Genomic DNA, 26,746 nt, shown 5'->3' on the forward strand with positions numbered 1-26,746 from the left:
GGATTCTGTGTCCGCCTCAGCGCCGGGAGTCTCGCGTCTCCGTCGATGGCTGGACGACGACGAGCACCCGAATTGGAGGCGACCCGGTCCCAGCCGGCGCCAGATGCGCAACGACGTCGTGCTGGCCCTGGTGCTCGCGATCGCAGGACTCGCGAGTCTCGTGCTCATGTCGAGTTATGGTCTGGTTGCCGCCGGCGGCCCCGTGAGTCTGCCGGAATACGTCGTCGCGGCAGTCTCCCCGCTGACGCTGGTGGTTCGGCGCCGGTTTCCGCTGAGCACCCTGATCGCCTCCAGTGCGGTCTTCGTTCCCCTGTTCTACACCTCGTTCTCGGTCTCGTTGTCCGTGGTGTTCCAGGCCAGTTATTTCGCGGCCATTTACACCACGGTGGCCTGGGCGGCCCACCGGCGTGCCACCTGGATCACCCTCCTGGTCATCACGATCATCTTCACCTCGTGGCTGGGGATCACATGGGCCGCTTCCCCAGAAGTCCTGGAAGACCTCCAAAGCAACCTGGCCGAGTCCGCCGGTCCCATCAACCCCGTCGTCGCGTACGCGATCTATGCGACATTGCTCAACCTCGCGTACCTGTGCGGCGCGGCGGCCTTCGGTCGCGGCGCCTGGCGCGCGGCCTTGCGGCGGGACCGACTCGAGCACCAGGCCCGGACCATCCGCGACCAGGCCCAACGCCTCGCGCGGAACGCCGTGGTCGAAGAGAGATTGCGTCTGGCCCGGGACCTGCACGACTCGATCGGTCACCACTTCACCGGGGTCGGGCTCCAAGCGGGCGGCGCACGCCGAATTCTGGCCGCGAGCGACGACGGTACGGAGGTCCGGCTCAGCCCCGCCCAGGCCGGCCTGGTCAGAGAATCCATGGCGGCCATCGAAACCAGCACTCGAGAGGGGATCGGTGAACTCCAAACGGTCCTCAGGCTGCTGCGGGACCCGGATGAGGTCGAGACCGTGGCCGGGGGACCGAATGGGACGACGAAGTCCATCCAGGATCTTCCCGAACTCGTGGCCGGCTTCGAGCGCATGGGACTCAGCGCACGGTTGTCGGTTTCGGACCGGGACCGTGCCCACCTCGACAACCGCAGCGAATCCCTCTCCACGGTCTACCATCACGGCGTCTACCGGATGGTCGAAGAATCTCTGACCAACGTGCTCAAGCATTCGGACGCCAACGAAGCCCAGGTGCATCTGTCCGTGAACGAAGAGACCGAGGAACTCTTGGTCGATGTCGTCGAGCACGGCAAGCCGGTGTCGCACGTGGACCAGGGCGTGGTCCCCAGCACCGGGTCGGGGCTACGAGGGATGCAGGAACGCGCGTCGGTGCTCGGAGGGCGCGTCGAGAGCACATCGCTGTTTCCCTGGCCGGGGTGGAGAACCAAACTCGTGCTTCCCCTGCCCACCGACCAGCATTCACCTCGGGAGGACACCGTATGACTTCGCCACTGCGTGTATTCCTCGTCGATGACCAACACATGGTTCGCTCGGGGTTCTCCATGGTCCTCTCCGTGGAACCGGGGATCGACGTCGTCGGGGAAGCCTCGAATGCTGCGGAGGCGTTGGAGAAGCTGCGCCGCGAACCGGCCGACGTCGTCCTCATGGACATCCAGATGCCCGGCATGAGCGGACTGACCGCGACTCGCCACGTGGTGGACGAAGGGCTCGGGCAGGTCATCATGCTCACGACCTTCGACCGGTCGGATTACCTCTTCGGGGCCCTTGAAGCGGGCGCGAGCGGGTTCCTGCTCAAGACCGCCAGCGCGGAGGACCTCGTGACGGCGATCGAAGCGGTCGCCGACGGGCAGGCGCTCCTGAGCCCTGAAGTCACGTTGCCGTTGATTCGACGCATCGTGGACCAGAACACGACACACGCTGTGGACCATGAGGACAGCCAAGCGGCGCCCGAGGGCAGGACCAGCGACGGGCCTTCTCAGGTACTGCTGTCGAATGACGACGTCGCCGTGCTCGAGACCCTCTCGGAGCGAGAGAAGGAAGTCCTGGCCCTGATGGCCGAGGGAAGGACGAACGGCGAGATCGCGGAAGAGCTCTTCCTGGGGCTTGCGACGATCAAGACCCATGTCTCCCGCATTTTCGCGAAGACGTCGAGCCGGGACCGGGTTCAGGCCGTGATTTTCGCCTACCGGACGGGTATCGCCCGACCGGTCTGATCCCGCTCGTGGGGGCGTGACGCACGCGACGCGCAGAGCAGGGAGCGGCGCTGGTCATCGTTGCACGGCTCTGGCATACTTGGTGGGTACTCGATGTGCGTGGCCCCTCTCACCGCGCAGCATTTGGTCCGCAGGTTCCTCGCCGAAAACCCCGCCCCACGGGTGTATCCGAGCGAGAACCGACCTTGTATAGATACAGGAGAGTCCACACAAGTGGCTGTAAAGATTCGTCTGAAGCGTCTGGGCAAGATTCGCGATCCCCGTTACCGCATCGTCGTCGCCGATTCCCGCACCAAGCGGGATGGCCGTGCGATCGAGGAGATCGGCATCTACCAGCCGACCGAGAACCCTTCGCTGGTCGAGCTCAATTCCGAGCGCGCCCAGTACTGGCTGTCCGTCGGCGCCCAGCCGACCGAACAGGTCCTGGCACTGCTCAAGCTGACCGGTGACTGGGCCAAGTTCAAGGGCGAGGGCTCGACCGAATCGACCGTGAAGCCGGTCGAGGGCAAGCCCGAGTTCCAGGTCCCGGAGAAGGATTCCGTGGTCATCCCCGAGGCCATCACTCCCAAGAGCGAGGAGAAGGCCCCGGCCGCCGAATCTTCCGAGGAGAAGGCCGAAGAGGCCGAGACCTCCGAAGAGTCTGCTGAGTAATTATGCTTTCCGAAGCTGTGGAGCACCTCGTCCGTGGGATCGTCGATCATCCCGACGACGTCCAGGTTCGTTCGCGGTCAGGCCGTCGCGGCCAGACCCTCGAGGTCCGGGTCAACCCGGAAGACCTCGGTCGCGTCATCGGGCGTGGCGGTCGGACCGCGAAATCGGTACGGACCGTTATCGGTGCCCTGGCTGACGGCGAACAGGTGAGGGTCGATGTGATCGACACCGATCGTCGTCGATAGCAGGCGCGGCGGTATGATGCCGTGACAACAGGCCCGCTCCCACCTCGTGGTGGGAGCGGGCCTGTTATATTCCCGGTGTACGGTGCGGGTCCTTTCGGCCCGTCAGAAAGGAGTCCAGCCCGGTGCAGGTCCAGGTTGCAAGAATCGGCAAACCCCATGGGATCAAAGGGGAGGTCACGGTCCAGCTCTATACGGACGACCCCTCGACCCGGTTGGTGCAGGGTGCCACCCTTCGGATCGAACCTCCCACGCGATTGGCCCCCTCGGGGCAGGTGCGCATCAGGTCGGCCCGGTGGAACAAGAACATCCTGGTCCTGGGGCTGGAGGAAGCCGCCACACGCAACGATGCCGAAGCCTTGCGGAACCACACGCTCGTGATGGACACCGAAGAGGCGGAGGACACCGAAGGCTACTACGAGCACGAGCTCTTGGGCCTCGACGTCTACTCCGTACCGACCCCCGATGTCACCGAGCTGACGCATCGCATCGGCCGCGTGACCGGACTGACCACAGGCTCCACCCAGGATCTCCTGGCGGTTGAACTCGACAACGGTACCGAATCCCTGATTCCTTTCGTCGAGGAACTCGTACCGGACGTGGACCTGGACCAGGGCTTTGTGGTGGTCTGTCCGCCTCCCGGCCTCCTCGAGTTGAATGCCGAGACCGATTCCGACGTCGAGCCCGACGGCGATGCATCAGGCCGAGGGAACGCCGAATGAGACCGCGTTATGACGTCCTGTCGATCTTTCCCGAGTATCTGCAGCCCCTGGAGCTCTCGCTCATCGGCAAAGCCAGAAAATCAGGTCTTCTGAGCCTTACCGTGACCGATCTTCGCGACTTCACCACGGACCGGCACCGGACCGTGGACGACACCCCGTACGGGGGCGGCGCCGGCATGGTCATGAAGCCCGAACCATGGGCGCAGGCCCTCGAATCCGTTCTCGAGGCCCGTGGGGACGCGGACGTCGCGGACGAACCCCCTGCCGAAGGGGAGGAGCGGCACGACTCGCGTCCGCTGCTCGTGGTTCCGTCTCCCGCGGGCAGCGTCTTCACCCAGCGCACGGCCGAGGCATTCGCGCAGGAACGGCACATCGTCTTCGCCTGCGGTCGTTACGAGGGCATCGACGAGAGAGTTCTGGACTGGGCCGGGGAGAGGTTCAGGGTCATGCCCGTGAGCCTGGGAGATTATGTGCTCAACGGTGGGGAAGTCGCCGTCATGGCGATGGTCGAAGCTACCGCGCGGCTGCTGCCCGGCGTCATCGGCAATCCCGAGTCGTTGGTCGAGGAATCGCATTCCGACGGCCTGCTCGAGTACCCGGTCTACACCAAGCCGGCGGTCTGGCGTGACAGGGCGGTCCCGGATGTCCTCCTTTCCGGAAACCACGCGGTCATTGCGCGGGCGAGGAGGGACTGGCAGATCGAGCGGACGGCCCGGCGTCGCCCCGACCTGATCGAGGCCCTGGACGAGTCCGACCTGAACGCGAGAGACCGTAGCGTCCTCGACGCCGCACGGTCCGAAGGTGACGAGGGCAATATCGAATAGTTCGCGACGCCGCCGGATTCTGTGGAAGTTGCATCGGCGGTGTGGCAAAATAAGAAATCGCGCCGTGTTCGGGCACGCCCCTGCCGCAGGGGGAAGAGCGACCAAACGGACACAGGCACCGGGACACCAATCCTGTCCCGGCTGAAACACCACTTCGGAAGCATTCTCGGCGCACGCCGGGAGCCTCCGTCGCAGCAATCGGTCGGTGGCCTGCGGCATTGACCGAGGAGAAAAATCGTCATGCAGACTCTGGATTTCATCGACCAGAAGAACCTCCGCACGGACATCCCGGACTTCGGCCCGGGTGACACGCTGGACGTTCACGTCAACATCACCGAGGGCAACCGCTCCCGTGTTCAGGTCTTCCGCGGCTTCGTGGTCGGCCGTCAGGGTTCGGGCGTCCGCGAGACCTTCACGGTGCGCAAGATTTCCTTCGGTGTCGGCGTCGAGCGTACGTTCCCGCTGCATTCCCCGATCTTCGACAAGATCGAGGTTCGTGCCCGCGGTGACGTTCGTCGCGCCAAGCTGTACTACATGCGCGATCGCCACGGCAAGGCCGCTCGCATCCGCGAGAAGCGCGAATCCGCATAAGGTTCTTGACGAACTCTTCGCAGGCCGCTCCGGCGGCCTCGGACACCAAGCGCCGGCTCCCTCCGAGGAGCCGGCGCTTGGTCGTGGTGGCCCTTGCCATCGCGGTACTGATCGTGATTCTCGTGCGCAGCCTCGTACTGGAGATCTTCTACATACCCTCGGGCTCCATGGATCCGACCCTGCGCAGCCACGACCGTGTCGCCGTCTGGCGGCCGGGAGCCGATGATCCACATCGGGGCGACGTCGTCGTCTTCGACGGGAAAGGGTCGCTCGCCCCGTACGATTCCGGCGCCAACTGGTTGACTGAAACCGTGTCCGACCTCGGCTCGTGGCTCGGTCTGGGCACGCGGCAGGGTGTGTACGTCAAAAGGGTGATCGGGGTTGCTGGGGACCACGTCACGTGCTGCAGCGCTGACGGGCGGATCACGGTCAACGGAGAGCCGTTGGACGAGCCCTACGTTGCGCCGGGCGACAAACTCTCCGAAACCCCGTTCGACGTCGTCGTCCCCGAAGGCCGCATGTGGGTCATGGGGGACCATCGGTCGGATTCCGTGGATTCGAGATCCTTGATCGGGTCGCCTGGTGGCGGGCTGATCAGGACGAACAAAATTATCGGCAGGCCGGTGGCCGTGCTGTGGCCCCTGGACCGGATGACCAGAATTGACCGCTGAGGCGCTGATCGTCAGTAGACTGTTTCAGACCGAAGCACGTGAAAGAAGGACACTTCCATGACACCAGGCCAGCATTCGGCATCGGGCGACTCAGCAGACGGCACCGTGGATCCGGCGTCGTCGTCCTCGCGTGCCTCGCGGCGCAGGAAACCCCAGGAAGAACCTCAGGGCCTGTGGCCCAAGGTCAAGGAAGTTCTTCTGGTCATCGTCTACGCACTGATCATCGCGTTCCTGGTCAAAACCTTTCTGGTCAGAGGGTTCTATATTCCCTCGGGCTCGATGGAGAACACCTTGCAGCTCAATGACAGGATCTTCGTCAACGTCGCGGGCAACTATTTCAAGGACCCGGATCGCGGGGACATCGTGGTCTTCAAGGACTCCCAGCACTGGATTCCGGAGAACCAGAATCCTGCGAGCACCAACCCCGTGCGCGAAGCGCTGTCCTTCGTGGGCGTGCTTCCGGATTCCTCCCAGAATTACCTCATCAAACGCGTGATCGGTAAGGGCGGGGATCACGTGAGCTGCTGCTCGTCGGACGGCAAGGTACAGGTCAACGGCAAGTCCATTGACGAGTCCTCGTATCTGTATCCCGACGCGAAGCCTTCGGACTTTCCCTTCGACGTGACGGTCCCCGACGGCGAGTACTTTGTCATGGGGGACCACCGCAATGCTTCGGCCGACTCCCGGTACCACATTGCCGAAGGCAATGAATTCGTGAAGAACAAGGACATCGAGGGCAGGGCGTTCACAATCGCCTGGCCCATCAGCCGGTGGACGTGGCTCAGTACGCCGGATGACGTCTTCGGCGACATCCCGAGCCCCGAGGCCAGCCACAGCGGTCAGTGACGCCCGACGACGTGACACGCACGGCGAGCGACCTGACCATTGAACAAGGGCTCTTTGAGCGCGGATTCGCGGGCGTCATCGGTATGGACGAGGTCGGACGCGGGGCTTTGGCCGGTCCCGTCACCGTCGGGGCCAGCTGGGTTCCCGCATCGGCCACGCTCGAGGTCCCAGGGCTGACGGACAGCAAAGCCCTGACACCTGCCCGACGCGAGGCCATGGTTCCGGCCATTCTCGAGTGGGTCCACGTCGCCACCGGATCGGCCTCACCCATCGAGATCGATGCCCTCGGGATGACCCAGGCCCTGCGGCTGGCCGGCACGCGGGCCATCCACGCGCTGGCATTGAGGGTCGGTGAACCCCTCATCGAATCCTCGGCCGTCCTCCTCGATGGCAAGCACGATTGGCTGACCCATGTTCCGGATCTGCTGTCCCTGGCCGAACCCGACCCGGTGGACCGTTACCTGAACGCCGCGGATCGGTCGTGGGATCTGCCGGTCACGATGCAGATCAAGGGCGATGATCGGTGCGCGAGCATCGCCGCGGCCAGCGTGGTCGCCAAGGTCGAACGCGACGCCGAAATGATCGACTTGGCGTCGGATCATCCGGCGTACGGGTGGACCGGCAACAAGGGATACGGATCCACGACGCATCGGGAGGCTTTGGTCAGCCAGGGGCCGTGCCCCCTTCACCGACTCTCCTGGTCCCTCGGTGCTTCCCCTGACACGGTGGACCGCGCCTGGGCCTTGCGGGGCTGATCCCCGCGATGTGATGCTCCTCGAACGAGGCAACCGCCCCGGTGAGGCGTCTCGGTCCGGGGGCTTCCGTTCGGTTGATCCACTGCGCGACAGGCTATGGCCGTTTCCTGGCATCTGTCCACAGCCGTGCGGCGTACCGGGGTTCGGGCTGCGGACCGTGTCGACTCCAGATGCACTCTTGCATCAGGAGGTACACCATGAATTCACGAGCAGCGACCGGCAGGTGGGGAGAAGACCTGGCCGTCGCGGTCATGCACGTCCGTGGGTGGAGCATTCTGCATCGGAATTGGCGGCCGAAAACTGCCGCCCATGGGCTGCGGGGAGAGCTGGACATCATTGCGCGGGAGAACAACTCCTACGTGGCCTGCGAGGTCAAGACTCGGTCCACCGTGGACTTCGGGCATCCGCTGGAGGCCATCGATGAGAACAAGGCTCGTCGCCTATGCCTCTTGGCCAATGCGTGGGCCGTGGAGGAAGGGATCCCGCCTTCGTCGATGAGGATCGATGCCATCGCGGTGATCGGCGAGCCGAACACGTTTTCCTTCGAGCATCGCATCGGTGTCCTCTGATGGGTTTCGCACGCACGTACTCCGTCGCCCTGCTGGGCCTGAACGGGCACGTGGTCGAGGTGGAGGCGGACGTCGGAGGGACTCTGCCGTCCTTCGTGCTGCTGGGGCTCCCGGATGCCACGCTCAAGGAGTCGAGGGAGAGAATCCGTTCCGCCGCGAAGAACTCTGGGGCGCCGTTGACTCCCCGGAAGGCAACGGTCAGCCTGACGCCGGCAACGTTGCCGAAGACGGGATCCGGATTCGATCTGGCCATTCTCATTGCAGCCCTTCAGGCCTCGGGGCGGTGCGGTGCTTCCGGGGACTGCGTCTTTCTGAGCGAATTGGGCCTGGACGGTTCGTTGCGGCCGGTCTCGGGGGTTTTCCCCGCGGTGAGCGCCGTCGTCCGGGCGGGTCACCGGAAGGTTGTCCTGGCCTCTGAGAACCTGCCGGAGGCCGAATTGGTTCCTGGGGCAGAGGCACACGGGTTCGAAGCACTGTCCGAGGTCCTCGAGTGGTTGGGCGCCGATCCGATGCATTTGGTGAAACCTCCGGTGCGGCGCGAGGTGCCGGAAGACGAACCCGTCGTGCGCCCGAGGGCCGACCTGGCCGACGTCGTCGGACAGGCCGAGGGACGATGGGCCCTGGAGATTGCCGCGGCCGGCGGGCACCATCTGGCAATGATCGGGCCGCCGGGTTCCGGAAAGACCATGCTCGCCGAGCGATTGCCGGGAATTCTTCCGCCACTGGATGCGCAGGCGACCCACGAGGTCACCGCCGTCCACTCGGTCGGAAACCAGAATTCACGGGTCCGCAGGCTGATTACCGAACCCCCGTGGGAGGCGCCCCACCATACGGCCTCGGCGGCGGCGATCGTCGGGGGTGGCAGCGGAATCCCCCAGCCAGGGGCCGCTTCGCGCGCCCACCATGGCGTCCTGTTCCTCGACGAGGCCCCGGAGTTCAGGCGCGGTGTCCTCGATGCCCTGCGCCAACCTCTGGAATCCGGGTGGGTCATGATTGATCGTGCCCGGGCCTCCGCGCGTTACCCCGCACAATTCCAGTTGGTTCTGGCCGCGAATCCGTGCCCGTGTGGCCGGACGGGCGGCATGGGAAGCCGGTGCACCTGTTCTTCACGAGCCCGAAGGGCGTACTTGGCCAAATTGTCCGGCCCCTTGATGGATCGTGTCGATCTCAGGATCGCCGTCCCCAAATTGTCCGCGGCGGACCTCGCGACCCGTCAGCGTGCGGAGACCTCCGCCGAGGTCCTGTCTCGCGTGACCGAGGCGCGTCGAATAGCCCGTGAGCGTCTCGCCCCGTGGGGAATTTCCACGAATGCGCAACTGCGCGGCCCACATCTGAGGAATGAACTCAGGCTCCCGGATGCGGCGCTGACGTCGCTCACCCGGCTTCTCGACCGCGGTGAGACGACTCTCAGAGGCTGCGACAGGATCCAACGGGTCGCATGGACCCTCGCCGATCTGGACGGCTGCGGAACCCCCAGAGCGGAGCATGTCGATGCCGCCATCGGACTTCGCATGAACGCAGGAGCGTTCTCCTGACGTCGTTGACGACCCCTGCACACGTTACTGAGAGAGGAAAGCCCATGGCACACCGACCCCCACCAGCAACTCATGACGCCGCCGAAACCCGTCCCGACACAGCGGTGTCCCAGGATCGAGAGGTCAGGAATGCCAGGATCCAGCTGATGCACCTCCTCGAACCCCAGGATTGCGCCGGCATGGCCTTGGTCGAAGCCTTCGGGCCCACTCATGCGCTTCGTATCGTTCTGGAGCACCGGGACTTGGCACCGGAGGAGTACGCTGTCATCAGGGAGACGGGCACGGACGCCCTGCCGACATTGACAGGCAGAGGGTGGCAACGGACCAGAGCCAGGTGGGCCGCACGCACCCCACTGGATGATCCCGAGCGCATCGAGGAGCTCATGGCCGCCCGCGGCGCGTGGCTCGTGACCCCTGAGGACCCGGAGTGGCCCGTGGCGTTCGGTGACCTCGGTGCCCAGCAACCGCTGGCGCTCTGGGGCCGTGGCGACAGGACCGGACTGTCGAAACCCGCGGGGGAGAACGTTGCGATCGTCGGGTGCCGGGACTCGACGCCCTACGGAACCTCCGTGGCCGCTCGATTGGCGGGCGACTTGGCCGCGCAGGGCTACGGGGTGCTTTCGGGAGCGGCCTTCGGTATAGATGCGGCGGCGCACCGCGCCGCCCTGGACTCTTCGGTGCGTCGGCCGTCCACCGTGGCCTTTCTCGCTTGCGGCATTGATCGGTCCTATCCGAGAGCTCACGCGGAGCTGCTCCGCGAAATCTCCGAATCGGGCCTGGTCCTGACGGAAATCGCTCCCGGATGCAGCCCCATGAGACATCGGTTTCTGCAACGCAATCGGCTCATTGCCGCCCTGGCCTGCGTCGTGGTCGTCGTGGAGGCGAGATGGCGATCAGGGGCACTGAACACCGCCCACCACGCTATGGACATGGGGCACGAAGTCGCCGCTGTCCCGGGGTCCGTCTTCAGCGCCCAGTCGGCAGGATGCCACCGGCTGATTGCCGAGACACCCTCCCGAATCGTGACCTCGGCGAGGGACGTGACCGACCTACTGGACGTGCCCGCCCCGCCAGGGACTCCGGACGGAGCGGGGCAGTCCGATCACGGACATCGAACACCGTGCGAAGAGCGTGGGCCGCAGGAATCCAGGGACAGCTCGATGATGGGCCTGACACAAAGTCAACAGCTTGTACTCGATGCGCTTCCGGTGGGACACCACGTTCCGGCTGAGAAACTCTGTGCGGTCGCGGGTCTCGGGATCCGCGAGGTCATCCCGGCTCTCGCCCAATGGAAGCCTACGGGCTCGCGGAAATGCGCGAGAACCGCTGGAGGATGAGGCGACCGTGACGACTCGTGAACAACGCCAGCAGGCGGAATGCGGGGCCCGAGCAGATCGGTACAGTAGAGCAAGTCCCTTGGACACCGTCGAAGGATCACGGAGGAAAGAGAACATGACGTCCGCACCGCCGAAGGACCGGTCGGTCTGCATCCACGTGACGGCTCAACGCAAGGCCGACGAGATCGAAGCCGCTCTTGTCCGCAACGGTCTGAATGTTCACCACTGTCCAACGATCACGACCACTCCCGTGCTCGAGGACCAAGACCTCCTCGAGGTGACCAGGGAGATCATCCGGGTGCACCCGGACCTGCTGGTGGTGACCACCGGAGTAGGATTCCGCGGTTGGATGTCGGCCGCCGAATCGGCGGGGCTGAAGGAGGAGCTGACCAAAAGCCTGCGCGGCGCCATGATTGTTGCCAGGGGAGCCAAGGCCCGGGGCGCGGTGGTCGGCGAGGGCCTGGAAACAGCGTGGGTTTCCCCGGAAGAGACGGCCGCCGACGTCGCCGAGCACCTCCGGGGCCTGGACATGGCCGGTCGCTCCGTCGTCGTCCAGCATCATGGAATGGGCGTGGACGGCCTCGACGACGTCGTACGTTCGCTCGGCGGAACCGTGACTTCCGTGGTGACCTACAGGTACGCTCCGGCGACGAACACCACGGACATCGACCGTAGCATCAGGGAGTCCGTGACCGGCAGGCCCGTGGGAGTTCTGTTCACCTCGGCCGGGGGAGCCGAAGCATGGTTGGATCGAGCGTCGACCGCGGAGATCGATGCTCTGACGAGGCTGTCTGCGGTAGGCACCACTGGCCTTTTCGCGGTCGGCTCGGTCACGGCACAACCGCTCGTCGACGCCGGACTGACCCCCATCATCCCTCACCGATTCCGGCTCGGCACGCTGCTGAAGAAGGTCATCGAATGGTCCGAGGGTTTTCCGGGAGAGCACGTTCAAGGAGAAGAGTCGTGAGCACACGCGAGGACCGCACGGACCAGACAGAGCTGAATGAGGATTTTGCCGAGGCCCTCGGCGCCTTCGAGAACTATCTGCTGTACGAAAAAGCGCGCAGCCCAGAAACCGTGAGGGCCTACACCTCCGACCTGCACAGCCTCTTCAGCTCGGCCCAGGCCCGCGGAGCGGCAGGCGTCCGGGAGATTGAGCTCGACCGACTTCGCACCTGGCTGGCCGAAGGCTACGACCGTGACGAATCCCGGGGAACCATGGCGCGCAAGGCGTCGAGTATTCGGTCCTTCTTCTCCTGGGCCGAGGGGAGAGGGCTCGTCGCATCCAACCCGGCCGCCCGGCTCAAATCGCCACAAGGGCGAAGGAGCCTCCCGAAAGTCCTCTCGACCCAGGACATGGGGGAGATCCTTGGCGTCCTGGCCGCCGATCTTTCGGAACGACCTGGCGATGCCCAGGTTCTCCGAACCATCGCCGTGATCGAGCTGCTTTACAGCGCCGGGCTGAGAATTTCCGAGCTGTGTTCGGCGGACCTCAACAGCATCGATCAAGAACGACGAACCGTCAGCGTGGTCGGCAAAGGCAACAAGCAACGGACCGTGCCTCTGGGGATCCCCGCCATGCAGGCCGTTCAGGCCTGGATCACGCAGGGGAGGACCCAATGGGTCCGGGGAAACCAGACCGCACTGTTCCTGGGCCCCCGGGGTCAGAGGGCAGGGCAGAGGCAGATCCGGGAGGACCTCAACGCGATCCTGGCACGGGCAACCAGCACGGGTGCATCCGGGGCACACGTTTTCCGCCATACGGCGGCAACACATATGGTGGACGGCGGCGCGGACATCCGAGCGGTCCAGGAAATGCTGGGGCACTCCACGTTGGCAACCACGCAAATCTACACTCACGTCTCCGTCGACCGTCTGGCCCAGACCTACCGCCGCGCGCATCCTCGGGCCTAGCCAGGCTCGGTCGGACGACCCATGGAACGAACTGAGAATTCGCCGGGTATCGGTCCGTTCCTCTTTGTGCGGAGAGGCATCATCAGGCACAATGGTGACCGTTGAGAATCTCCTCACACGTGGAATCTCGGGGATAGATCGTAGGGGAAGACGCATCTGTCGATTGCAGGGAGCTACTGTGAGCAAGATATTGACGCAGGGGGTTTTGCACGTTCACGCGGCCCCACAAGCTTTGTGCCCTCACATCCGCTGGGCACTCGAATCCGTGGCTGGACAGTCAACGGATCTTCAATGGTGCGCTCAGACCGCAACCGTCGATGAAGTGCGAACCACTCTGGAATGGGAGGGACCCCAGGGCACTGGCGCCCTGATCGCTTCCGCGCTGGGTCGTTTGAAGAATATCCGGTTCGAGGTCTTCGAAGAAGCCAGTCCGGGTGCGGACGCCGGCCGGTGGGCGTACACCCCCGAATTGGGAATCTTCTATTCCATGATTGACGCCTCCGGAAACACCGTCATCACCGAGGACCGTGTCCGGTACGCCTACGAGGCCGCACGGGGAGACTCGAACGCACTGTTGCGGCAATTCTCCCTGGCCTTGGGAGAAGCCTGGGACACCGAGCTCGAGCCATTGCGGGCCTGCGCCACGGAACCCTCGAACATTCGTTACCTGCATCGGGTGGGGTGAGCCCGAAGGCCAGAAAGGCCCCTCGGGCATCGAATGGAGAGGGCCCCGACCAAGACTTCCCGCGCCGCAACGCTCAAGGGACGACAACGCCCGGACAGGAAACCCTGTCCGGGCGTTGTCGTCAGTGGGCGGGACACCGGTCGTCGAGGACCGGTCGCCACGGGAGCTGTCAGTCGACGGACCGGAAGGCCGCGACCGAGTTGTGACCACCGAACCCGAACGACGTCGAGAGAGCGACGATTTCGCCCGACGGCAGATCACGGGCCTCCGTGACGACGTCGAGGTCGATGTCCGGGTCCTTGTTCTCCAAGTTGATGGTGGCAGGAGCCGTGCGGTCCTTGAGTGCCATGACGGTCATGACGGCTTCCAAGGCCCCGGCGGCCCCCAGAAGGTGCCCGGTCATGGACTTGGTCGCCGAAACCGCGACCTGGTCAGTATGGGACCCGAGAGCGACCTTCAGAGCAGTTGCCTCCGCGGGGTCACCCACGGGTGTCGAGGTCGCGTGGGCATTGACGTGAACCACGGAGCTCGGGTCGATCTCACCGGCCTTCAGGGCTTCGTCGATGCTTCTGGCCGCGCCAGAACCCTCCGGATCGTTGGCCGTGATGTGGTAAGCATCCGAGGACACCCCCGTCCCGGCCAGTTCGGCATAAACGCGGGCACCGCGCGCCTTGGCGTGTTCCTCGGACTCGAGCACCAAAGCTGCCGCGCCCTCACCCATCACGAAGCCGTCGCGATCGACGTCGTAGGGCCTCGACGCACGCTCGGGATCGTCGTTGCGCTTGGAGAGTGCTTGCATCTTGGCGAAGGAGGCCATGGTCATCGGGTGGATCGCGGACTCTGTGCCGCCGGTGATCACGACGTCGGCCTTCCCGCTGCGAATGAGGTCGAGCGCCACGTGCAAGGACTCGGTGCTGGAAGCGCAGGCCGAGACCACGGTCTGGGCCGCCGCGCGGGCCTTGTGGTTGAGGGCGATGGCTGCCGTCGAACCGTTGGGCATGAGCATGGGGACCGTCATGGGCAGGATGCGACGAGGTCCGCGTTCACGCAACGTGTCCCAGCTGTCGAGGAGCGTCCACACGCCGCCGATGCCGGTTCCGAAGGAGACCGCCAGGCGTTCAGGGTCGAGCTCGTCGGCCTCTTCGGCGTCTCCCGCGCTGAAACCCGCGTCCTGCCACGCTTGGCGCGCGGAAATGACGGCGAATTGCCCCGAAGGGTCCAGGCGCTTGGTCTCGACCTTGGAAATGAACTCGGAATCCTCGACCGACTGGGCGACCCTGCCGGCGATGTACACGGGCAGATCGTACTGGGAAACCCAGTCGTCGGTGATCGCCTTGATACCGGAGACACCCTTGACGGCGTTCTCCCACGTCTCGGTTGCGGTGCCGCCGATCGGGCTGAATGCCCCGAGGCCGGTGACTACTACTTTCTGACTCATCTCACGTCTTTCTCGTCTCCGCCCGAGTGTACAGGCCGTGGTCCGCACCGGACGGCTTCTCCTCGGGCGGGTAAATACTTGGGGAGAAGCCAGGGCGCGGTGCCACGGAGCACCGCGCCCGAATCAGCACCTCTTAGGAGGCGTTCGCGATGAAGTCGACGGCCTCGCCCACGGTGGTCAGGTTCTTGACCTCTTCGTCCGGAATGGTCACACCGAACTTTTCCTCGGCGTTGACCACAATGGTCATCATCGAGATCGAATCGATGTCGAGGTCCTCGGTGAAGGACTTCTCGAGCTGAACGTCCGAGGTCTCGACGCCGGTCTCTTCGTTGACGATCTCGGCCAGTCCGGCGAGAATCTCGTTCTTGTCAGCCATGATGTGTACTCCTTTGATTCATGATCACGCGAGCTTTCCTGCCGCGTGGGATTCTGGCGGCTCCAGGGGAGCCGGGGTGTTCCCGCGTTCGCGGGCTTGATCCGGTATTCACTGTATCGTTTCGAGACCTGACGCGCCGGTAGATGTCCGCCCCCGACGTGCAGGGATTTGCGTCTCATTGCCCCGCGACGCCGCGGATCCCGGCGTCGGGTTCAGGGAAGGACCACAACCTGGGCGGCGTAGACCAGTCCGGCACCGAAACCGATCTGAAGGGCCAGCCGCCCGGAGAGCTCGGGATGCTCGTCCAGAAGTCGCCGCGCGGCCAGCGGAACGGACGCCGCCGAGGTATTGCCCGCGTCGGCGATGTCCCGACCGACCACGACATGGTCGGGCAGTTTCAGCGTCTTGACGAGTTGGTCGATGATGCGCATGTTCGCTTGGTGGGGTACGAACGCGCCCAAGTCCTCCGCGGAGACGCCGGCTTCGTCGAGCGCTTGTTGAGCGACCTTCGCCATTTCCCAGGCTGCCCAGCGAAATACCGTCGGGCCGTCCTGGTACAGGGTCGGCCACACCTGCTCGTCCTCTTGGACGGGATTGTTGATCCAGTCGCGGTTCCTCACCTCGAGCAACGAATGAGTCATGTTGATGGTTTCCCACTTCGACCCGTCCGATCCCCAGACCGTGGGCCCGATGCCGGCCTCCTCCGAGGGCCCGACGACGACCGCACCGGCCCCGTCGCCGAGCAGGAAGGAGATGGAGCGTTCGGAATTGTCGATGAAGTCGGAGAGCTTCTCGACCCCGACGACGAGCACATTCCTTGCCGCCCCGGCCCGGACGAGCGCATCGGCCTGTCCGACCCCGTAGCAATACCCGGCGCAGGCCGCCGAGATGTCGTAGGCCGCCGCGGGGGAGACGCCGATCTCGTGGGCCAATTTGGCGGCCAGGGAAGGGGTCGCATAGGGATGCGAGATCGTCGAAACGATCACGCCGTCGATCTCTTCCGGCGGTACGGCCGATCGCTGGAGCGCGTCCCGAGCCGCCGCGATGGCCAAATCCATGGCAGAGGTTTCGGAGTCCGCACGGTGGCGGGTGCTGATGCCGGTCCTCGTGCGGATCCACTCATCGGACGAGTCGATCCACTCGCAGACGTCGTCATTGGTCACGACCACGTCGGGTCGCGCCGTCCCGAGGCCCAGGATCTTCGAGAACTTCTGTACGGGTCTGGTATTGAGAGTCACCACGATGGTCTCTTTTCCTCGTTGGCCTGGACCCTATTCGGCGACGACGTCGTCCAGCTCGTCGGGTGAATTCAGCGCGGTCGCGGGCACGCCCTTCATCCCGCGCTTGGCCAGCCCGACCAGGGTGCCTGCCGGCGCGAGTTCCACCATGCTGCTCACGCCCTCGTCGACCATGGTCTGCATGCAGAGGTCCCATCGCACCGGACGCGTGACCTGGTCGACCAGGGACTGCAACGCCGCGGCGCCCGAGGTCACCGGCTTGCCGTCCCGGTTGGACAACAACGTGGTCACGGGCTCGTGGGCGTGGAGTTCGTGGGCGATTTCCTGGAGAGGACCGACAGCAGGGCGCATGTGGGAGGTGTGGAAGGCCCCCGCGACCTTCAGGGGGACCACGCGGGTCTTGGCCGGAGGGTTGTCCACGAGGGACTGGATCTTCTCCGAGGAGCCCGCGGCCACGATCTGACCGGGACCATTGGAATTGGCGGCCGTGAGACCTGTTTCTTCGATCGCGGAACGAACTTCCTCTTCCTTGCCGCCGAGGACGGCGGCCATACCGGAAGGCTCGGCCGCCGATGCTTCGGCCATGCCGTTCCCGCGGACCTTGATGAAACGCATCGCGTCCTCGGGCGACATGACGCCGGACAGCGCGGCGGCGGTCACTTCGCCGACCGAGTGCCCGGCCCAGAGCAGTGGGCGTTCCCCGATGCGTTCGACGAGCAGCTCGCCGACCACGATTCCTGCGGCGACGATCAACGGCTGCGCGACGGCGGTGTCCTTGATGGTTTCCTCATCGGCTTCCGTGCCGTAATGAATCAGATCGAGCCCGGCCGCGTGACCCAGGGTCGAGAGCCGCTCGGATACGCCGTCCAATTCCAGCCACGGGGTCAGGAACCCGGGTTTTTGTGAGCCCTGTCCGGGGCAAAGTATCGCTAACACGCTGTCCAGCATTCCAGAATCCTTCTTATCAGTCACGTCACGTCAAAAAAAAGCGCTGCGGTCGGACTCTGCGAGAGAGACCGACCGCAGCGCAGTGGTCGTTGATCAGGCGTCGCCGCCGGCGGTACCGCTGGTACCGGCATTGACGTCGAACAGGTCGTACTTGTCGATGGCCTTGGCGGGGATGTCGGCGTCGATCTCTCCGCGTTCCGCCAGCATCTCGAGGGCCCGCACCACCATGGAGTGGGCGTCGATGTGGAAGAACCGGCGTGCACCGGCACGCGTGTCGGAGAATCCGAACCCGTCGGCACCGAGCGTCGCGAACTCGTTCGGGAGGAACTGTCGGATCTGGTCGGGAACCTCGGACACGAAGTCGGAGGAAGCCACGATCGGTCCGACCGCTCCTTCCAGCTGCTGGGTCACGAAGGGAACGCGTGCGTCGTCCTTCGGGTTCAGCATCGACGCGCGTTCGGCCTCGAGGCCGTCACGGCGCAACTCGTTCCAGGAGGTCACCGACCACACGTCGGCGGAAACCTTCCAATCCTTGGCGAGGAGTTCCTGGGCTTCGAGTGCCCAGGGAACGGCCACACCGGAGGCGAGCAACTGGGTCCGCGGCCCGTCGACCTCGGCGGGCTTGAGCAGGTAGATGCCCCGGACAATGCCCTCGACGTCGACGTCGGCCGGTTCTGCGGGCTGCACGACCGGCTCGTTGTACACCGTCAGGTAGTACATGACGTTGTGGTCCTCGTCGCCCGTGCCGTACATGTGTTCCAGGCCGCGCTTGACGATGTGCGCGATCTCGTAGCCGTAGGCAGGATCGTAGTGACGCACGGCCGGGTTGGTCGCAGCGATAACGGGCGAGTGGCCGTCCATGTGCTGCAGGCCTTCGCCGGTCAGGGTGGTCCGCCCCGCCGTGGCGCCAATGATGAAACCACGGGAGAGCTGGTCGGCCGCTGCCCAGAAGGCGTCGCCTGTGCGCTGGAAACCGAACATCGAGTAGAAGATGTACACGGGCACCATCGGAATACCGTGTGTCGAGTAGGAGGAACCCACGGCGGTGAACGCCGCGGTCGCCCCGGACTCGTTGATGCCGACGTGCAGCAACTGCCCCTGGGCGGACTCCTTGTACGCGAGCATGAGCTCGCGGTCCACCGACAGGTAATTCTGTCCGTTCGGGTTGTAGATCTTCGACGTCGGGAAGAACGAGTCCATGCCGAAGGTGCGTGCCTCGTCGGGAATGATCGGCACCACGTGCTTGCCGAATTCCTTCTCCCGCATCAGGTCCTTGAGCAGGCGTACGAACGCCATCGTGGTCGCGGCCATCTGCTTGCCGGAACCCTTCTTGGCGACCGAGTAGGCCTTCTCGGACGGGAGCACGAGTTCGCGCTGGGATCCATCCCGATGGGGCACGAACCCGCCGAGTTCCTTGCGGCGCTCGAGCATGTACTCGATCTCGGGGGAGTCCTTGCCGGGGTGGTAGTAGGGAGCCCCGTAAAGATCCTTCTCGAGCTCTTCGTCGCTGATCGGGATGCGCAGGCGGTCGCGGAAGACCTTCAGGTCATCGAGGGTCAGCTTCTTCATCTGGTGCGTCGCGTTGCGCCCCTCGAAGTGGCTGCCGAGGCCATACCCCTTGACGCCCTGGGCCAGGATGACGGTCGGGCGACCCTTGGTCTCCATGGCCTGCTTGTAGGCGGCGTAGACCTTGCGGTAGTCGTGGGCTCCGCGCTTGAGGGCCCAAATGTCCTCGTCGGACATGTCCGAGACCATTTCCTTGGTCTCGGGGGAGCGGCCGAAGAAGTGCTCGCGGATGAACCCGCCCGATTCGGCCTTGTAGGTCTGGTAATCGCCATCGAGCGTCTCGTTCATGATGCGAACGAGCTCGCCGTTCTCGTCCTTCTCGAGGAGCTGGTCCCACTCGCGGCCCCACAGGACCTTGATGACGTGCCAGCCGGCACCGCGGAAGAACGCCTCGAGTTCCTGAACAATCTTTCCGTTGCCGCGAACCGGCCCGTCCAGGCGCTGGAGATTGCAGTTGACCACGAAGGTCAGGTTGTCGAGCTTGTCGTTGGCCGCCAGCTGGAGTGCGCCGCGCGATTCGGGCTCGTCCATCTCGCCGTCGCCGAGGAACGCCCAGACGTGCTGCTGGCTCGTGTCCTTGATCCCGCGGTTGTGCAGATATTTGTTGAACTGTGCCTGGTGGATCGCGTTCAGAGGGCCGAGACCCATGGACACGGTCGGGAACTGCCAGAAGTCTTCCTTCGACCGGGGGTGGGGATAGGAAGGAAGTCCGTTCTCACCCTTGGTCTTCTCCTGCCGGAAGCCGTCCAATTGTTCTTCGGTCAGACGACCCTCGAGGTAGGCGCGGGCGTAATTGCCCGGTGAGGAATGGCCCTGGAAGTAGACCTGGTCGCCACCGCCCGGGTGATCCTGGCCGCGGAAGAAGTGGTTCAGGCCGACCTCGTACAGAGTGGCCACACCGGCGTAGCTGGAAATGTGGCCGCCGACGCCGATTTCCGGGCGCTGGGCGCGATGCACCATCACGGCGGCATTCCAGCGGAGCAGCGCACGGTAGCGACGCTCGATTTCCTCGTCGCCCGGGAACTCCGGTTCCTGGTCCACGGGGATGGTGTTGACGTAGTCCGTGGTGGTCACGGTCGGGACCTGGATGCTCTTGGCACCTGCTCGCTGGAGGAGGCGTCGAATGATGAACTGTGCACGTTCCGTGCCCTGGGACTCGACCAAAGCATCGAATGCCTCGATCCATTCCGACGTCTCTTCGTGGTCCTGATCCGACAGGCCCAGGGTGAGGGCGCTGAGGATGTGGTCATTCGTCTCTGAGGGAGCCACGTTGAACCTCTCTTTGTCGATGTGAGGAGAAAGCTCACATCCCGGAAGGGATGATAACGGCAGGCACACTCGACCCACCTGGGCTTTGCTCCTATGGTGTCACACCTCGCCGAATGACAATGACTCCTGACCGGATTCCGGACCGGGCTCCCGGCGTCGTGGAGGCTCCGATCCGCATGGAATGAGGGTTTTTTGCGTCGGACAGTGTTCGGGATCACGCACGCCTACCGAGTACTTGATAGTGTGGGCAATCCAGTGTTGGCTTGGTGTCAACACCATTGCGGTGTACCCATCGCAATGCTCGGTGCGGAGGATGTCCGGACCGATCCGATATTCAGGAGGAAAATACGTGAGCGAGACCAAGACCGCCGGCGATCGCCCGGCTGTCCTGCTTGGTTTCAAGGATGGGGATCTCATCCAAGAGTTCGGCTATGACGACGACGTCGACTTCACCCTGAGGGACGATCTCGAGGACGTCACCGGTTCCGAACTCCTCGACGAAGAAGACCAGGAAGTCGTGGATGCCGTTCTCTTCTGGTGGAGGGAAGGCGAAGGTGATCTGGTGGACGCCCTCGTCGACTCACTGACCGCCCTGGACGAGGGCGGCGTGGTCTGGGTGATGACACCCAAGGCGGGGCGTGACGGACACGTGGCGCCAGCCGACATTCAGGAAGCTGCGCCGACCGCCGGCCTCAAGCTCACGACGAGTGCGCAGGTCAGTGAAGAATGGTCGGCCACGCGTCTGGTGACGACTCGTTTCTGACGCCGACATGGTGTGTCGAAAGACACTGTCTGGACGGGGCCTCTCAAGTTTGGGCCTCTGTTCAGCTCATGTACTGTAATCAATCAGATCGGGTGCTGGCCGCTGTGCAAGCGGCCCACTCGGTTGTCAAGGGTCTTTAGCTCAGCTGGTAGAGCGCCACGTTTACACCGTGGATGTCATCGGTTCGATCCCGGTAGGACCCACCACAGAATCGGCCGGACCCCACCTCAGGGGTTCGGCCGTTGCTCGTTCAACGCGCTGGTCGCGTCGCATGGGGGTTGGGCACTGGAATGGGGCGTTGCGTCGTCGTCATCTGGGGTCGATCTGTCCGCCAGAGGCGATACCCTCCAGATTTTTGGGAGTGCCCCTGCTCGTCGGACCGGTATTGCGCGTAATCTGGGCTCATGGCAGTTGATAGCACTTCTCCCCAAAATTCCGAGGCACAATCAGGCAAGGCGCAGATCGGTGTCACCGGCCTGGCGGTCATGGGCGCGAATCTGGCGCGCAATCTGGCGCGGAACGGGTACACGGTCGCATTGCACAATCGCACCATTGCGAAGACCGACGAACTGTTGGACAAGCATGGCGGCGACGGAGACTTCATCCGTACCGAGACCCTCCAGGACCTGGTCGACTCCCTGGAGCGCCCGCGGCGCATCCTGGTCATGGTCAAGGCCGGAGCGCCCGTGGATGCCGTGATCGAGAACCTGATCCCGTTGCTGGACACCGATGACATCATCATCGACGGCGGCAACTCCTACTTCAAGGACACGATCCGCCGCGAGAAGGAGTGCGCCGAGCACGGGCTCCACTTCGTCGGCGTCGGCGTCTCCGGTGGCGAGGAAGGTGCGCTCAACGGCCCCTCGATCATGCCGGGCGGATCCAAGCAGTCCTACAAGTCTCTCGGCCCGATGCTCGAAAAGATTTCGGCGAAAGCCGACGACGGCGCCCCGTGCTGCGCCTGGATCGATACCGACGGCGCCGGTCACTTCGTCAAGATGGTCCACAACGGCATCGAGTACGCGGACATGCAGGTGATCGGTGAAGCCTTTGATCTGCTTCGTTCCGTGGCCGGGATCGAGCCCCAGGACCAGGCCGAGGTCTTCCGGACGTGGAATACCACCGACCTGAACTCCTACCTGATCGAGATCACCAGCGAAGTCCTTTCCCAGACGGACGGCAAGACCGGAAAACCACTGGTCGATGTGATCGTGGACCAAGCCGGTCAGAAGGGAACGGGGCGCTGGACGGTCCAGTCCGCATTGGACCTCGGGTCCCCGGTTTCTGCGATTGCGGAGTCGGTCTTTGCCCGTGCGTTGTCCTCCTCGAATCCCGAGGCGCGAGAGGAGGCTCAGCAGAATCTTCCCGCGGGGCTGATCTCGACGACAGGCGTCGCACAGGGAGATCCCGAGTTCGTCGAGGACGTGCGCAGGGCCTTGTACGCGTCCAAGCTGGTCTCCTACGCCCAGGGCCTGGATATGCTCTCCGCCGCGGGCGAGGAATTCGGATGGAGCCTGGACCTGGACGTCATCGCGTCCCTGTGGCGCAATGGCTGCATCATCCGGGCGGAGCTTCTCGGCGAAATCATGGAGGCCTACAAGGGCGACAACGCGCCGGTCAACATGCTTCTCGCGCCGGGTTTCCAGAGCATCCTCCAAGACCTGGCCCCCTCGTGGCGCCGCGTGGTCAGCAAGGCGACCGCTTTGGGCGTTCCGGTGCCGGTCTTCTCATCGGCACTGTCCTACTACGACGGACTGCGCCGCGACCGTCTCCCGGCCGCACTGATCCAGGGGCAGCGCGACTTCTTCGGCGCCCACACGTACCAGCGCGTGGACGAGGACGGCACGTTCCACACTCTGTGGTCCGAGGACCGCTCCGAGGTCAACAGTGCTGGTGAAAAGGCCCCCGCTCCCGTGGACAGGGAAACCAAGTAACCCTACAGGTCAACGACGTCGCCCGCTCGCCTTCTTGACGGCGAGCGGGCGACGTCGTTGTGCCAGAGATTCTCAGTGGCTGAGGCGCCACGCCCCGCGCTCGGGCCACCGGATCAGGCGGTTCACCTGTACGACGCGTTGAACCCGGCCGTGGGGCAGGGGACCCATTTCAAGCCACGAGCCGGTATCAGACCCGTACCCTCAGATCCACATGGCCGGGTCGATGTACGTCACGGGGTCAACCAGGGGTTGCTTCTTCTCCGGGGTTCGCGGACGAGCCTCCGCGGGGATGCCCGTGACGATGGAGGAAGCGGGGGCATCGTGCACCACGACGGCGTTGGCCCCGACGGCCGAATCCTCACCGATCGTAATGGGGCCGAGAATCTTCGCACCCGCGCCGACCGTCACACGGTGCCCGAGCGTCGGATGCCTCTTGACCTTCTCCAGGGAACGCCCCCCGAGGGTCACTCCGTGGTACAGCATGACGTCGTCGCCGATTTCCGTGGTCTCTCCGATCACGATGCCCATACCGTGGTCGATGAAGAAGCGACGCCCAATGGTCGCACCCGGGTGAATCTCGACGCCGGTCAACCAGCGCGTCACCTGGGACAGAGACCTGGCCACGGTGCGCAATCCCTCCGTCTGCCACAAGCGGTGGGTGAGCCGGTGGACCCAGATGGCGTGCAGTCCGGAGTAGTTGAGGATGATCTCGAGGTCGCCCCGGGCGGCCGGATCGTGGGTGCGGGCTGTGGTCAGGTCTTCCCTGAGACGGCTGAGAAAACTCACGGTGTCGCTTTCATCGTGCGTGGGTGAAGTGGGGCAGGGTGCGGCTTTCCCGGTCGCCGGAGGGGGCGTCCGACGAGCAGGCTGTTCACTGTTGGTGCAACCTCGGAACGGTGGGCGCTATTCCCGGGTGTACGTGCGGTGGATCCCACGCACGTGTGCCCACACGATTTCTCGTGCGGGCACAAGCAGCGTTTCCGGGGCGGTGTGGCGTCAGCCGCGGATGTCCTCGTAGAGAACGGTCGAGATGTACCGTTCGGCGAAGTCGCAAACGACCGTCACGATCAGTTTGCCCTCGTTCTCGGACTTCTTCGCCTCCTCGAGAGCGGCCCACACGTTGGCTCCGGACGAGATGCCGCCGAGGATTCCTTCCTTGGCGCCCAGTTCACGGGCCACCCGGACGGCGTCGTCCAGGTTGACGTCGGTCACCGAGTCGTAGATCTCCTGGTCCAGCGTATCGGGAAGGAAATTCGCCCCGAGGCCCTGGATCTTGTGCGGGCCGGCCTTGCCTTCGGTCAGCAGCGGCGAGTCGGAGGGTTCCACGGCGACGATTCTGACGCCGGGCTTCTGCTCCTTGAGGTACTTTCCGGCTCCGGAGATGGTTCCGCCGGTTCCGATGCCGGCAACGAAGAGGTCGACGTCGCCGTCGGTGGCGTCCCAGATCTCGGGTCCGGTGGTGTCGTAGTGGACCTGGGGGTTCGCCTCGTTCTCGAACTGGCGGGCGAGAACGGCATTGTCGGAGGTCTCGACGATCTCGGCCGCCTTGTCGACGGCGCCACGCATGCCTTCGGCGCCCGGGGTCAGCACGATCTCCGCACCGTAGGCACGCAACATCACGCGACGTTCGGTCGACATGGTCTCCGGCATGGTCAGAACGACCTTGTAACCGCGTGCCGCGCCGACCATGGCCAGGGCGATACCGGTGTTGCCCGAAGTTCCCTCGACGATGGTCCCTCCCGGACGAAGCTGCCCGGACTTCTCGGCCGCGTCGACAATCGCCTTGCCGATACGGTCCTTGACGGAGTTGGCGGGATTGTAGAACTCGAGCTTGACGGCCACGTTGCCCGGAAGGTCCTTGTCCAGTTGGTTGAGCCTGACCAGAGGGGTCGCCCCAATGGCCTCGGTGACGTTGTCGAGGATTTTAGCCATGGTGTCGCCTTTCTAGAGCTGAGTAAACGGCGGAATCGGGCGTTCCAACCCGTTCTGCCACTACGGTAGTCCGCGAGAGCCTGGTCAGGTGTCCCTGAGCCACATCTTGTAATATTCCCGGGCCTTGCGGAGTTTGGGGTCGATGATCACTTGGCAGTACCCGTTGTAAGGGTTCCGCTGTTCGAAGTCCTGGTGAATGTCCTCGGCAGGGTAGAACGTTCCGAGGGGTTCAAGGGTCGTGACAATGGGCTTGTCGAACATGGCCTGGGCCCGTTCGATCTGTGCGTGGAAGAATTCTTTCTCTTCCTCGTTGCTGTAGAACAGCGCCGAACGGTACTGGGTGCCGACGTCGTACCCCTGACGGTTGAGGCTCGTCGGGTCGTGAGTCGTGAAGAACATGTCCATGATGACGTCTTCGGGGACCACGGTTTCGACGAAGCGGACTCGTATGGCCTCAGCATGCCCGGTCTCGCCGGTGCACACGGACTCGTACGTGGGCTCGAAGGTGTTGCCACCCGTATACCCGCAGACGGAGGATTCCATGCCGCGAGTTCGTTGGTAGACAGCATCCAGGCACCAGAAGCATCCGGCGGCTACGGTGAATTCTTTCATGGGCCCCATTGTGGTCCCGGCGGAGCGTCTTCGTCATGGTCTTTCGCTGTTGGGGGAGCCCTTCCAACCCGGGCCCTGCCGCGTCCGGCGGGTGCCTGGAGCGCCGCAACCCACGTCCTAGACTGGGTGCATGACTACTCCCAGCTTGAACGACGTCGTCCGTTCGGCCCACGAATTGTGGCCGGTTGCCCTGGCCGAACCGTGGGATGCGAGCGGCCTCGTCTGCGGCCGAGGGGATCAGCCGGTTCGGAGGATTCTGTTCGCGGTCGACGCCGTACAGGCTACGGCGCGCGAGGCGGTGGAATCGGAGTGCCAATTGCTTCTCACTCATCACCCTCTCCTGCTCAGGGGAGCGAAATTCCTGCCGACCTCGAACGACAAGGGCGCGGTGGTGCACACGCTCATCGAGAACGGCTGCGGTCTCTTGGCATCGCACACGAACGCGGACAGCATGATCGGTGGAGTATCGGATGCACTCATGGGTGCGTGCGGCATCACGGAATCCGTGCCCCTCGGGGATGCTGAGGCTTTTACAGGAATCGGCCGCGTCGGGGACCTCGCCGAAGAGATCACTCTGGAGGAGCTGGCACAGCGCCTGGCCACGGCTCTTGTGCCCACGGCGGGCGGTCTGCGAATCGCCGGGCCCAAGGAGGGAACCGTCAAGCGCGTGGCGGTGTGCGGAGGAGCCGGTGATTCTCTGTTCGATGATGTTCGGGCTTCCCGGGCCGACGTGTTCGTGACGGCCGATCTGCGCCATCATCCGGCGTCCGAGGCACGGGAGCGGGCGCTGCTCGACGGCGGCACGCCGTACTTGATCGATTGCTCCCACTTCGCGAGCGAGGAACTGTGGTTGGCGTCCGGTGCCAAGATGCTCAGAGACCATCTGGCTGCCCGTGGCTTCGAGGTCGAGACCCTTCTGAGCAGCCTGAATACTGACCCCTGGGACTTCCGGGTCTCCACGGGTGAGGCACCCGCATCGGCGTCGACCGCTCCGGAAGGCGACGGATACGCCCGCGACCTGTGAGAGTCTCCCACTCGCCCCGGACGAGCGGGTGGGAGACTCATTGCGCCTACTCGATGCGGATGCCGTACTCCATGAAGCAGTACTGAATCTGGCCGGACGGGGCCGTTTCTGGGTCTGCTGCCTCGGCGT

General features: G+C 64.4%; 27 protein-coding genes and 1 tRNA gene. 20 read left to right on the plus strand and 8 right to left on the minus strand.

Annotated features, from left to right (window positions below):
- The first annotated feature begins 7 nt into the window (after nucleotides 1–7).
- The 16 genes from ACTSLZ_RS07400 to ACTSLZ_RS07475 all read left to right on the plus strand — a co-directional run bounded on the left by ACTSLZ_RS07400 (nucleotide 8) and on the right by ACTSLZ_RS07475 (nucleotide 13,517).
- The gene (locus tag ACTSLZ_RS07400; RefSeq protein ID WP_443094606.1) at nucleotides 8–1,444 is read left to right on the plus strand and encodes a sensor histidine kinase; all 1,437 of its coding nucleotides are present in this window, start codon (nucleotides 8–10) and stop codon (nucleotides 1,442–1,444) included.
- Nucleotides 1,441–2,175 (plus strand): response regulator, encoded by a 735-nt coding sequence (locus tag ACTSLZ_RS07405; protein ID WP_443094607.1) that lies wholly within the window; start codon nucleotides 1,441–1,443, stop codon nucleotides 2,173–2,175. The genes ACTSLZ_RS07400 and ACTSLZ_RS07405 overlap by 4 nt, the downstream gene beginning before the upstream one ends.
- Before the next feature lie 213 nt (nucleotides 2,176–2,388).
- Nucleotides 2,389–2,826, plus strand: a complete 438-nt coding sequence (gene rpsP / locus ACTSLZ_RS07410) for a 30S ribosomal protein S16 (RefSeq protein ID WP_129314238.1) — start codon at nucleotides 2,389–2,391, stop codon at nucleotides 2,824–2,826.
- 2 nt (nucleotides 2,827–2,828) lie between these two features.
- The gene (locus ACTSLZ_RS07415; RefSeq protein ID WP_178979738.1) at nucleotides 2,829–3,071 is read left to right on the plus strand and encodes an RNA-binding protein; all 243 of its coding nucleotides are present in this window, start codon (nucleotides 2,829–2,831) and stop codon (nucleotides 3,069–3,071) included.
- A 122-nt stretch (nucleotides 3,072–3,193) separates the two neighbouring features.
- Entirely contained in the window at nucleotides 3,194–3,790 is a 597-nt protein-coding gene (gene rimM / locus ACTSLZ_RS07420) for a ribosome maturation factor RimM (RefSeq protein WP_129314240.1), read from the plus strand.
- Nucleotides 3,787–4,614 (plus strand): tRNA (guanosine(37)-N1)-methyltransferase TrmD, encoded by an 828-nt coding sequence (gene trmD, locus ACTSLZ_RS07425; protein WP_443094608.1) that lies wholly within the window; start codon nucleotides 3,787–3,789, stop codon nucleotides 4,612–4,614. Before rimM ends, trmD begins: the two co-directional genes overlap by 4 nt.
- Before the next feature lie 240 nt (nucleotides 4,615–4,854).
- Complete coding sequence (gene rplS / locus ACTSLZ_RS07430) at nucleotides 4,855–5,205, plus strand: 50S ribosomal protein L19 (RefSeq protein WP_129314242.1); 351 nt, start codon at nucleotides 4,855–4,857, stop codon at nucleotides 5,203–5,205.
- A gap of 5 nt (nucleotides 5,206–5,210) precedes the next feature.
- Nucleotides 5,211–5,876: a signal peptidase I gene (lepB, locus tag ACTSLZ_RS07435; RefSeq protein ID WP_443094609.1), complete on the plus strand. Its 666-nt coding sequence runs from the start codon at nucleotides 5,211–5,213 to the stop codon at nucleotides 5,874–5,876.
- Between the two features lie 57 nt (nucleotides 5,877–5,933).
- Nucleotides 5,934–6,722: a signal peptidase I gene (lepB, locus tag ACTSLZ_RS07440; protein WP_129314243.1), complete on the plus strand. Its 789-nt coding sequence runs from the start codon at nucleotides 5,934–5,936 to the stop codon at nucleotides 6,720–6,722.
- A complete protein-coding gene (locus ACTSLZ_RS07445; RefSeq protein ID WP_238692262.1) occupies nucleotides 6,719–7,477 on the plus strand; it encodes a ribonuclease HII in 759 nt (252 codons plus the stop codon). Before lepB (ACTSLZ_RS07440) ends, ACTSLZ_RS07445 begins: the two co-directional genes overlap by 4 nt.
- A gap of 197 nt (nucleotides 7,478–7,674) precedes the next feature.
- Nucleotides 7,675–8,046, plus strand: a complete 372-nt coding sequence (locus ACTSLZ_RS07450) for a YraN family protein (RefSeq protein WP_178979740.1) — start codon at nucleotides 7,675–7,677, stop codon at nucleotides 8,044–8,046.
- Nucleotides 8,046–9,581, plus strand: a complete 1,536-nt coding sequence (locus ACTSLZ_RS07455; protein ID WP_443094610.1) for a YifB family Mg chelatase-like AAA ATPase — start codon at nucleotides 8,046–8,048, stop codon at nucleotides 9,579–9,581. The genes ACTSLZ_RS07450 and ACTSLZ_RS07455 overlap by 1 nt, the downstream gene beginning before the upstream one ends.
- A 44-nt stretch (nucleotides 9,582–9,625) precedes the next feature.
- Entirely contained in the window at nucleotides 9,626–10,918 is a 1,293-nt protein-coding gene (dprA, locus tag ACTSLZ_RS07460) for a DNA-processing protein DprA (protein WP_443094611.1), read from the plus strand.
- Nucleotides 10,919–11,033: 115 nt separating this feature from the next.
- On the plus strand, nucleotides 11,034–11,885 hold the full coding sequence (locus ACTSLZ_RS07465; protein ID WP_443094612.1) for a uroporphyrinogen-III synthase: 852 nt from the start codon (nucleotides 11,034–11,036) through the stop codon (nucleotides 11,883–11,885).
- Nucleotides 11,882–12,832, plus strand: a complete 951-nt coding sequence (locus ACTSLZ_RS07470) for a tyrosine recombinase XerC (protein WP_274542730.1) — start codon at nucleotides 11,882–11,884, stop codon at nucleotides 12,830–12,832. Before ACTSLZ_RS07465 ends, ACTSLZ_RS07470 begins: the two co-directional genes overlap by 4 nt.
- A gap of 178 nt (nucleotides 12,833–13,010) precedes the next feature.
- A complete protein-coding gene (locus ACTSLZ_RS07475; RefSeq protein WP_129314249.1) occupies nucleotides 13,011–13,517 on the plus strand; it encodes a DUF3145 family protein in 507 nt (168 codons plus the stop codon).
- Between the two features lie 169 nt (nucleotides 13,518–13,686).
- On the opposite strand, the gene fabF is transcribed toward ACTSLZ_RS07475, so the two are convergent.
- The 5 genes from fabF to aceE form a co-directional block, all read right to left on the minus strand.
- Nucleotides 13,687–14,955, minus strand: a complete 1,269-nt coding sequence (gene fabF / locus ACTSLZ_RS07480) for a beta-ketoacyl-ACP synthase II (RefSeq protein ID WP_129314250.1) — start codon at nucleotides 14,953–14,955, stop codon at nucleotides 13,687–13,689.
- Nucleotides 14,956–15,088: 133 nt separating this feature from the next.
- Complete coding sequence (locus tag ACTSLZ_RS07485; protein ID WP_129314251.1) at nucleotides 15,089–15,331, minus strand: acyl carrier protein; 243 nt, start codon at nucleotides 15,329–15,331, stop codon at nucleotides 15,089–15,091.
- Between the two features lie 212 nt (nucleotides 15,332–15,543).
- A complete protein-coding gene (locus ACTSLZ_RS07490; RefSeq protein WP_443096112.1) occupies nucleotides 15,544–16,575 on the minus strand; it encodes a beta-ketoacyl-ACP synthase III in 1,032 nt (343 codons plus the stop codon).
- A 27-nt stretch (nucleotides 16,576–16,602) separates the two neighbouring features.
- Nucleotides 16,603–17,505: an ACP S-malonyltransferase gene (locus tag ACTSLZ_RS07495; protein WP_443096113.1), complete on the minus strand. Its 903-nt coding sequence runs from the start codon at nucleotides 17,503–17,505 to the stop codon at nucleotides 16,603–16,605.
- Between the two features lie 105 nt (nucleotides 17,506–17,610).
- Nucleotides 17,611–20,352, minus strand: a complete 2,742-nt coding sequence (gene aceE / locus ACTSLZ_RS07500; protein WP_443094613.1) for a pyruvate dehydrogenase (acetyl-transferring), homodimeric type — start codon at nucleotides 20,350–20,352, stop codon at nucleotides 17,611–17,613.
- Nucleotides 20,353–20,701: 349 nt separating this feature from the next.
- Between aceE and ACTSLZ_RS07505 the strand changes: the two genes are divergently transcribed.
- From ACTSLZ_RS07505 to gndA, 3 genes are all read left to right on the plus strand, one after another.
- Nucleotides 20,702–21,115, plus strand: coding sequence for a DUF3052 domain-containing protein (locus tag ACTSLZ_RS07505; RefSeq protein WP_443094614.1), 414 nt, complete (start codon nucleotides 20,702–20,704; stop codon nucleotides 21,113–21,115).
- A 130-nt stretch (nucleotides 21,116–21,245) separates the two neighbouring features.
- Nucleotides 21,246–21,321 (plus strand) — tRNA-Val (locus ACTSLZ_RS07510).
- 198 nt (nucleotides 21,322–21,519) lie between these two features.
- On the plus strand, nucleotides 21,520–23,049 hold the full coding sequence (gene gndA, locus ACTSLZ_RS07515; protein WP_443094615.1) for an NADP-dependent phosphogluconate dehydrogenase: 1,530 nt from the start codon (nucleotides 21,520–21,522) through the stop codon (nucleotides 23,047–23,049).
- Between the two features lie 201 nt (nucleotides 23,050–23,250).
- Here the strand turns inward: gndA and epsC are convergent, their stop codons facing one another.
- The 3 genes from epsC to msrA form a co-directional block, all read right to left on the minus strand.
- Nucleotides 23,251–23,835: a serine O-acetyltransferase EpsC gene (epsC, locus tag ACTSLZ_RS07520; protein WP_178979747.1), complete on the minus strand. Its 585-nt coding sequence runs from the start codon at nucleotides 23,833–23,835 to the stop codon at nucleotides 23,251–23,253.
- Nucleotides 23,836–24,045: 210 nt separating this feature from the next.
- A complete protein-coding gene (cysK, locus tag ACTSLZ_RS07525; RefSeq protein ID WP_443094616.1) occupies nucleotides 24,046–24,981 on the minus strand; it encodes a cysteine synthase A in 936 nt (311 codons plus the stop codon).
- Between the two features lie 84 nt (nucleotides 24,982–25,065).
- Nucleotides 25,066–25,593: a peptide-methionine (S)-S-oxide reductase MsrA gene (gene msrA, locus ACTSLZ_RS07530; protein ID WP_443094617.1), complete on the minus strand. Its 528-nt coding sequence runs from the start codon at nucleotides 25,591–25,593 to the stop codon at nucleotides 25,066–25,068.
- A gap of 130 nt (nucleotides 25,594–25,723) precedes the next feature.
- On the opposite strand from msrA, the gene ACTSLZ_RS07535 reads away from it, so the two are divergent.
- Nucleotides 25,724–26,617, plus strand: coding sequence for a Nif3-like dinuclear metal center hexameric protein (locus ACTSLZ_RS07535; protein ID WP_129314259.1), 894 nt, complete (start codon nucleotides 25,724–25,726; stop codon nucleotides 26,615–26,617).
- The last annotated feature ends 129 nt before the right edge of the window (nucleotides 26,618–26,746 follow it).

The sequence above is a fragment of the Rothia koreensis genome (assembly GCF_052232265.1).
In the GTDB taxonomy this organism is placed as follows: Bacteria; Actinomycetota; Actinomycetes; order Actinomycetales; family Micrococcaceae; genus Rothia; species Rothia koreensis.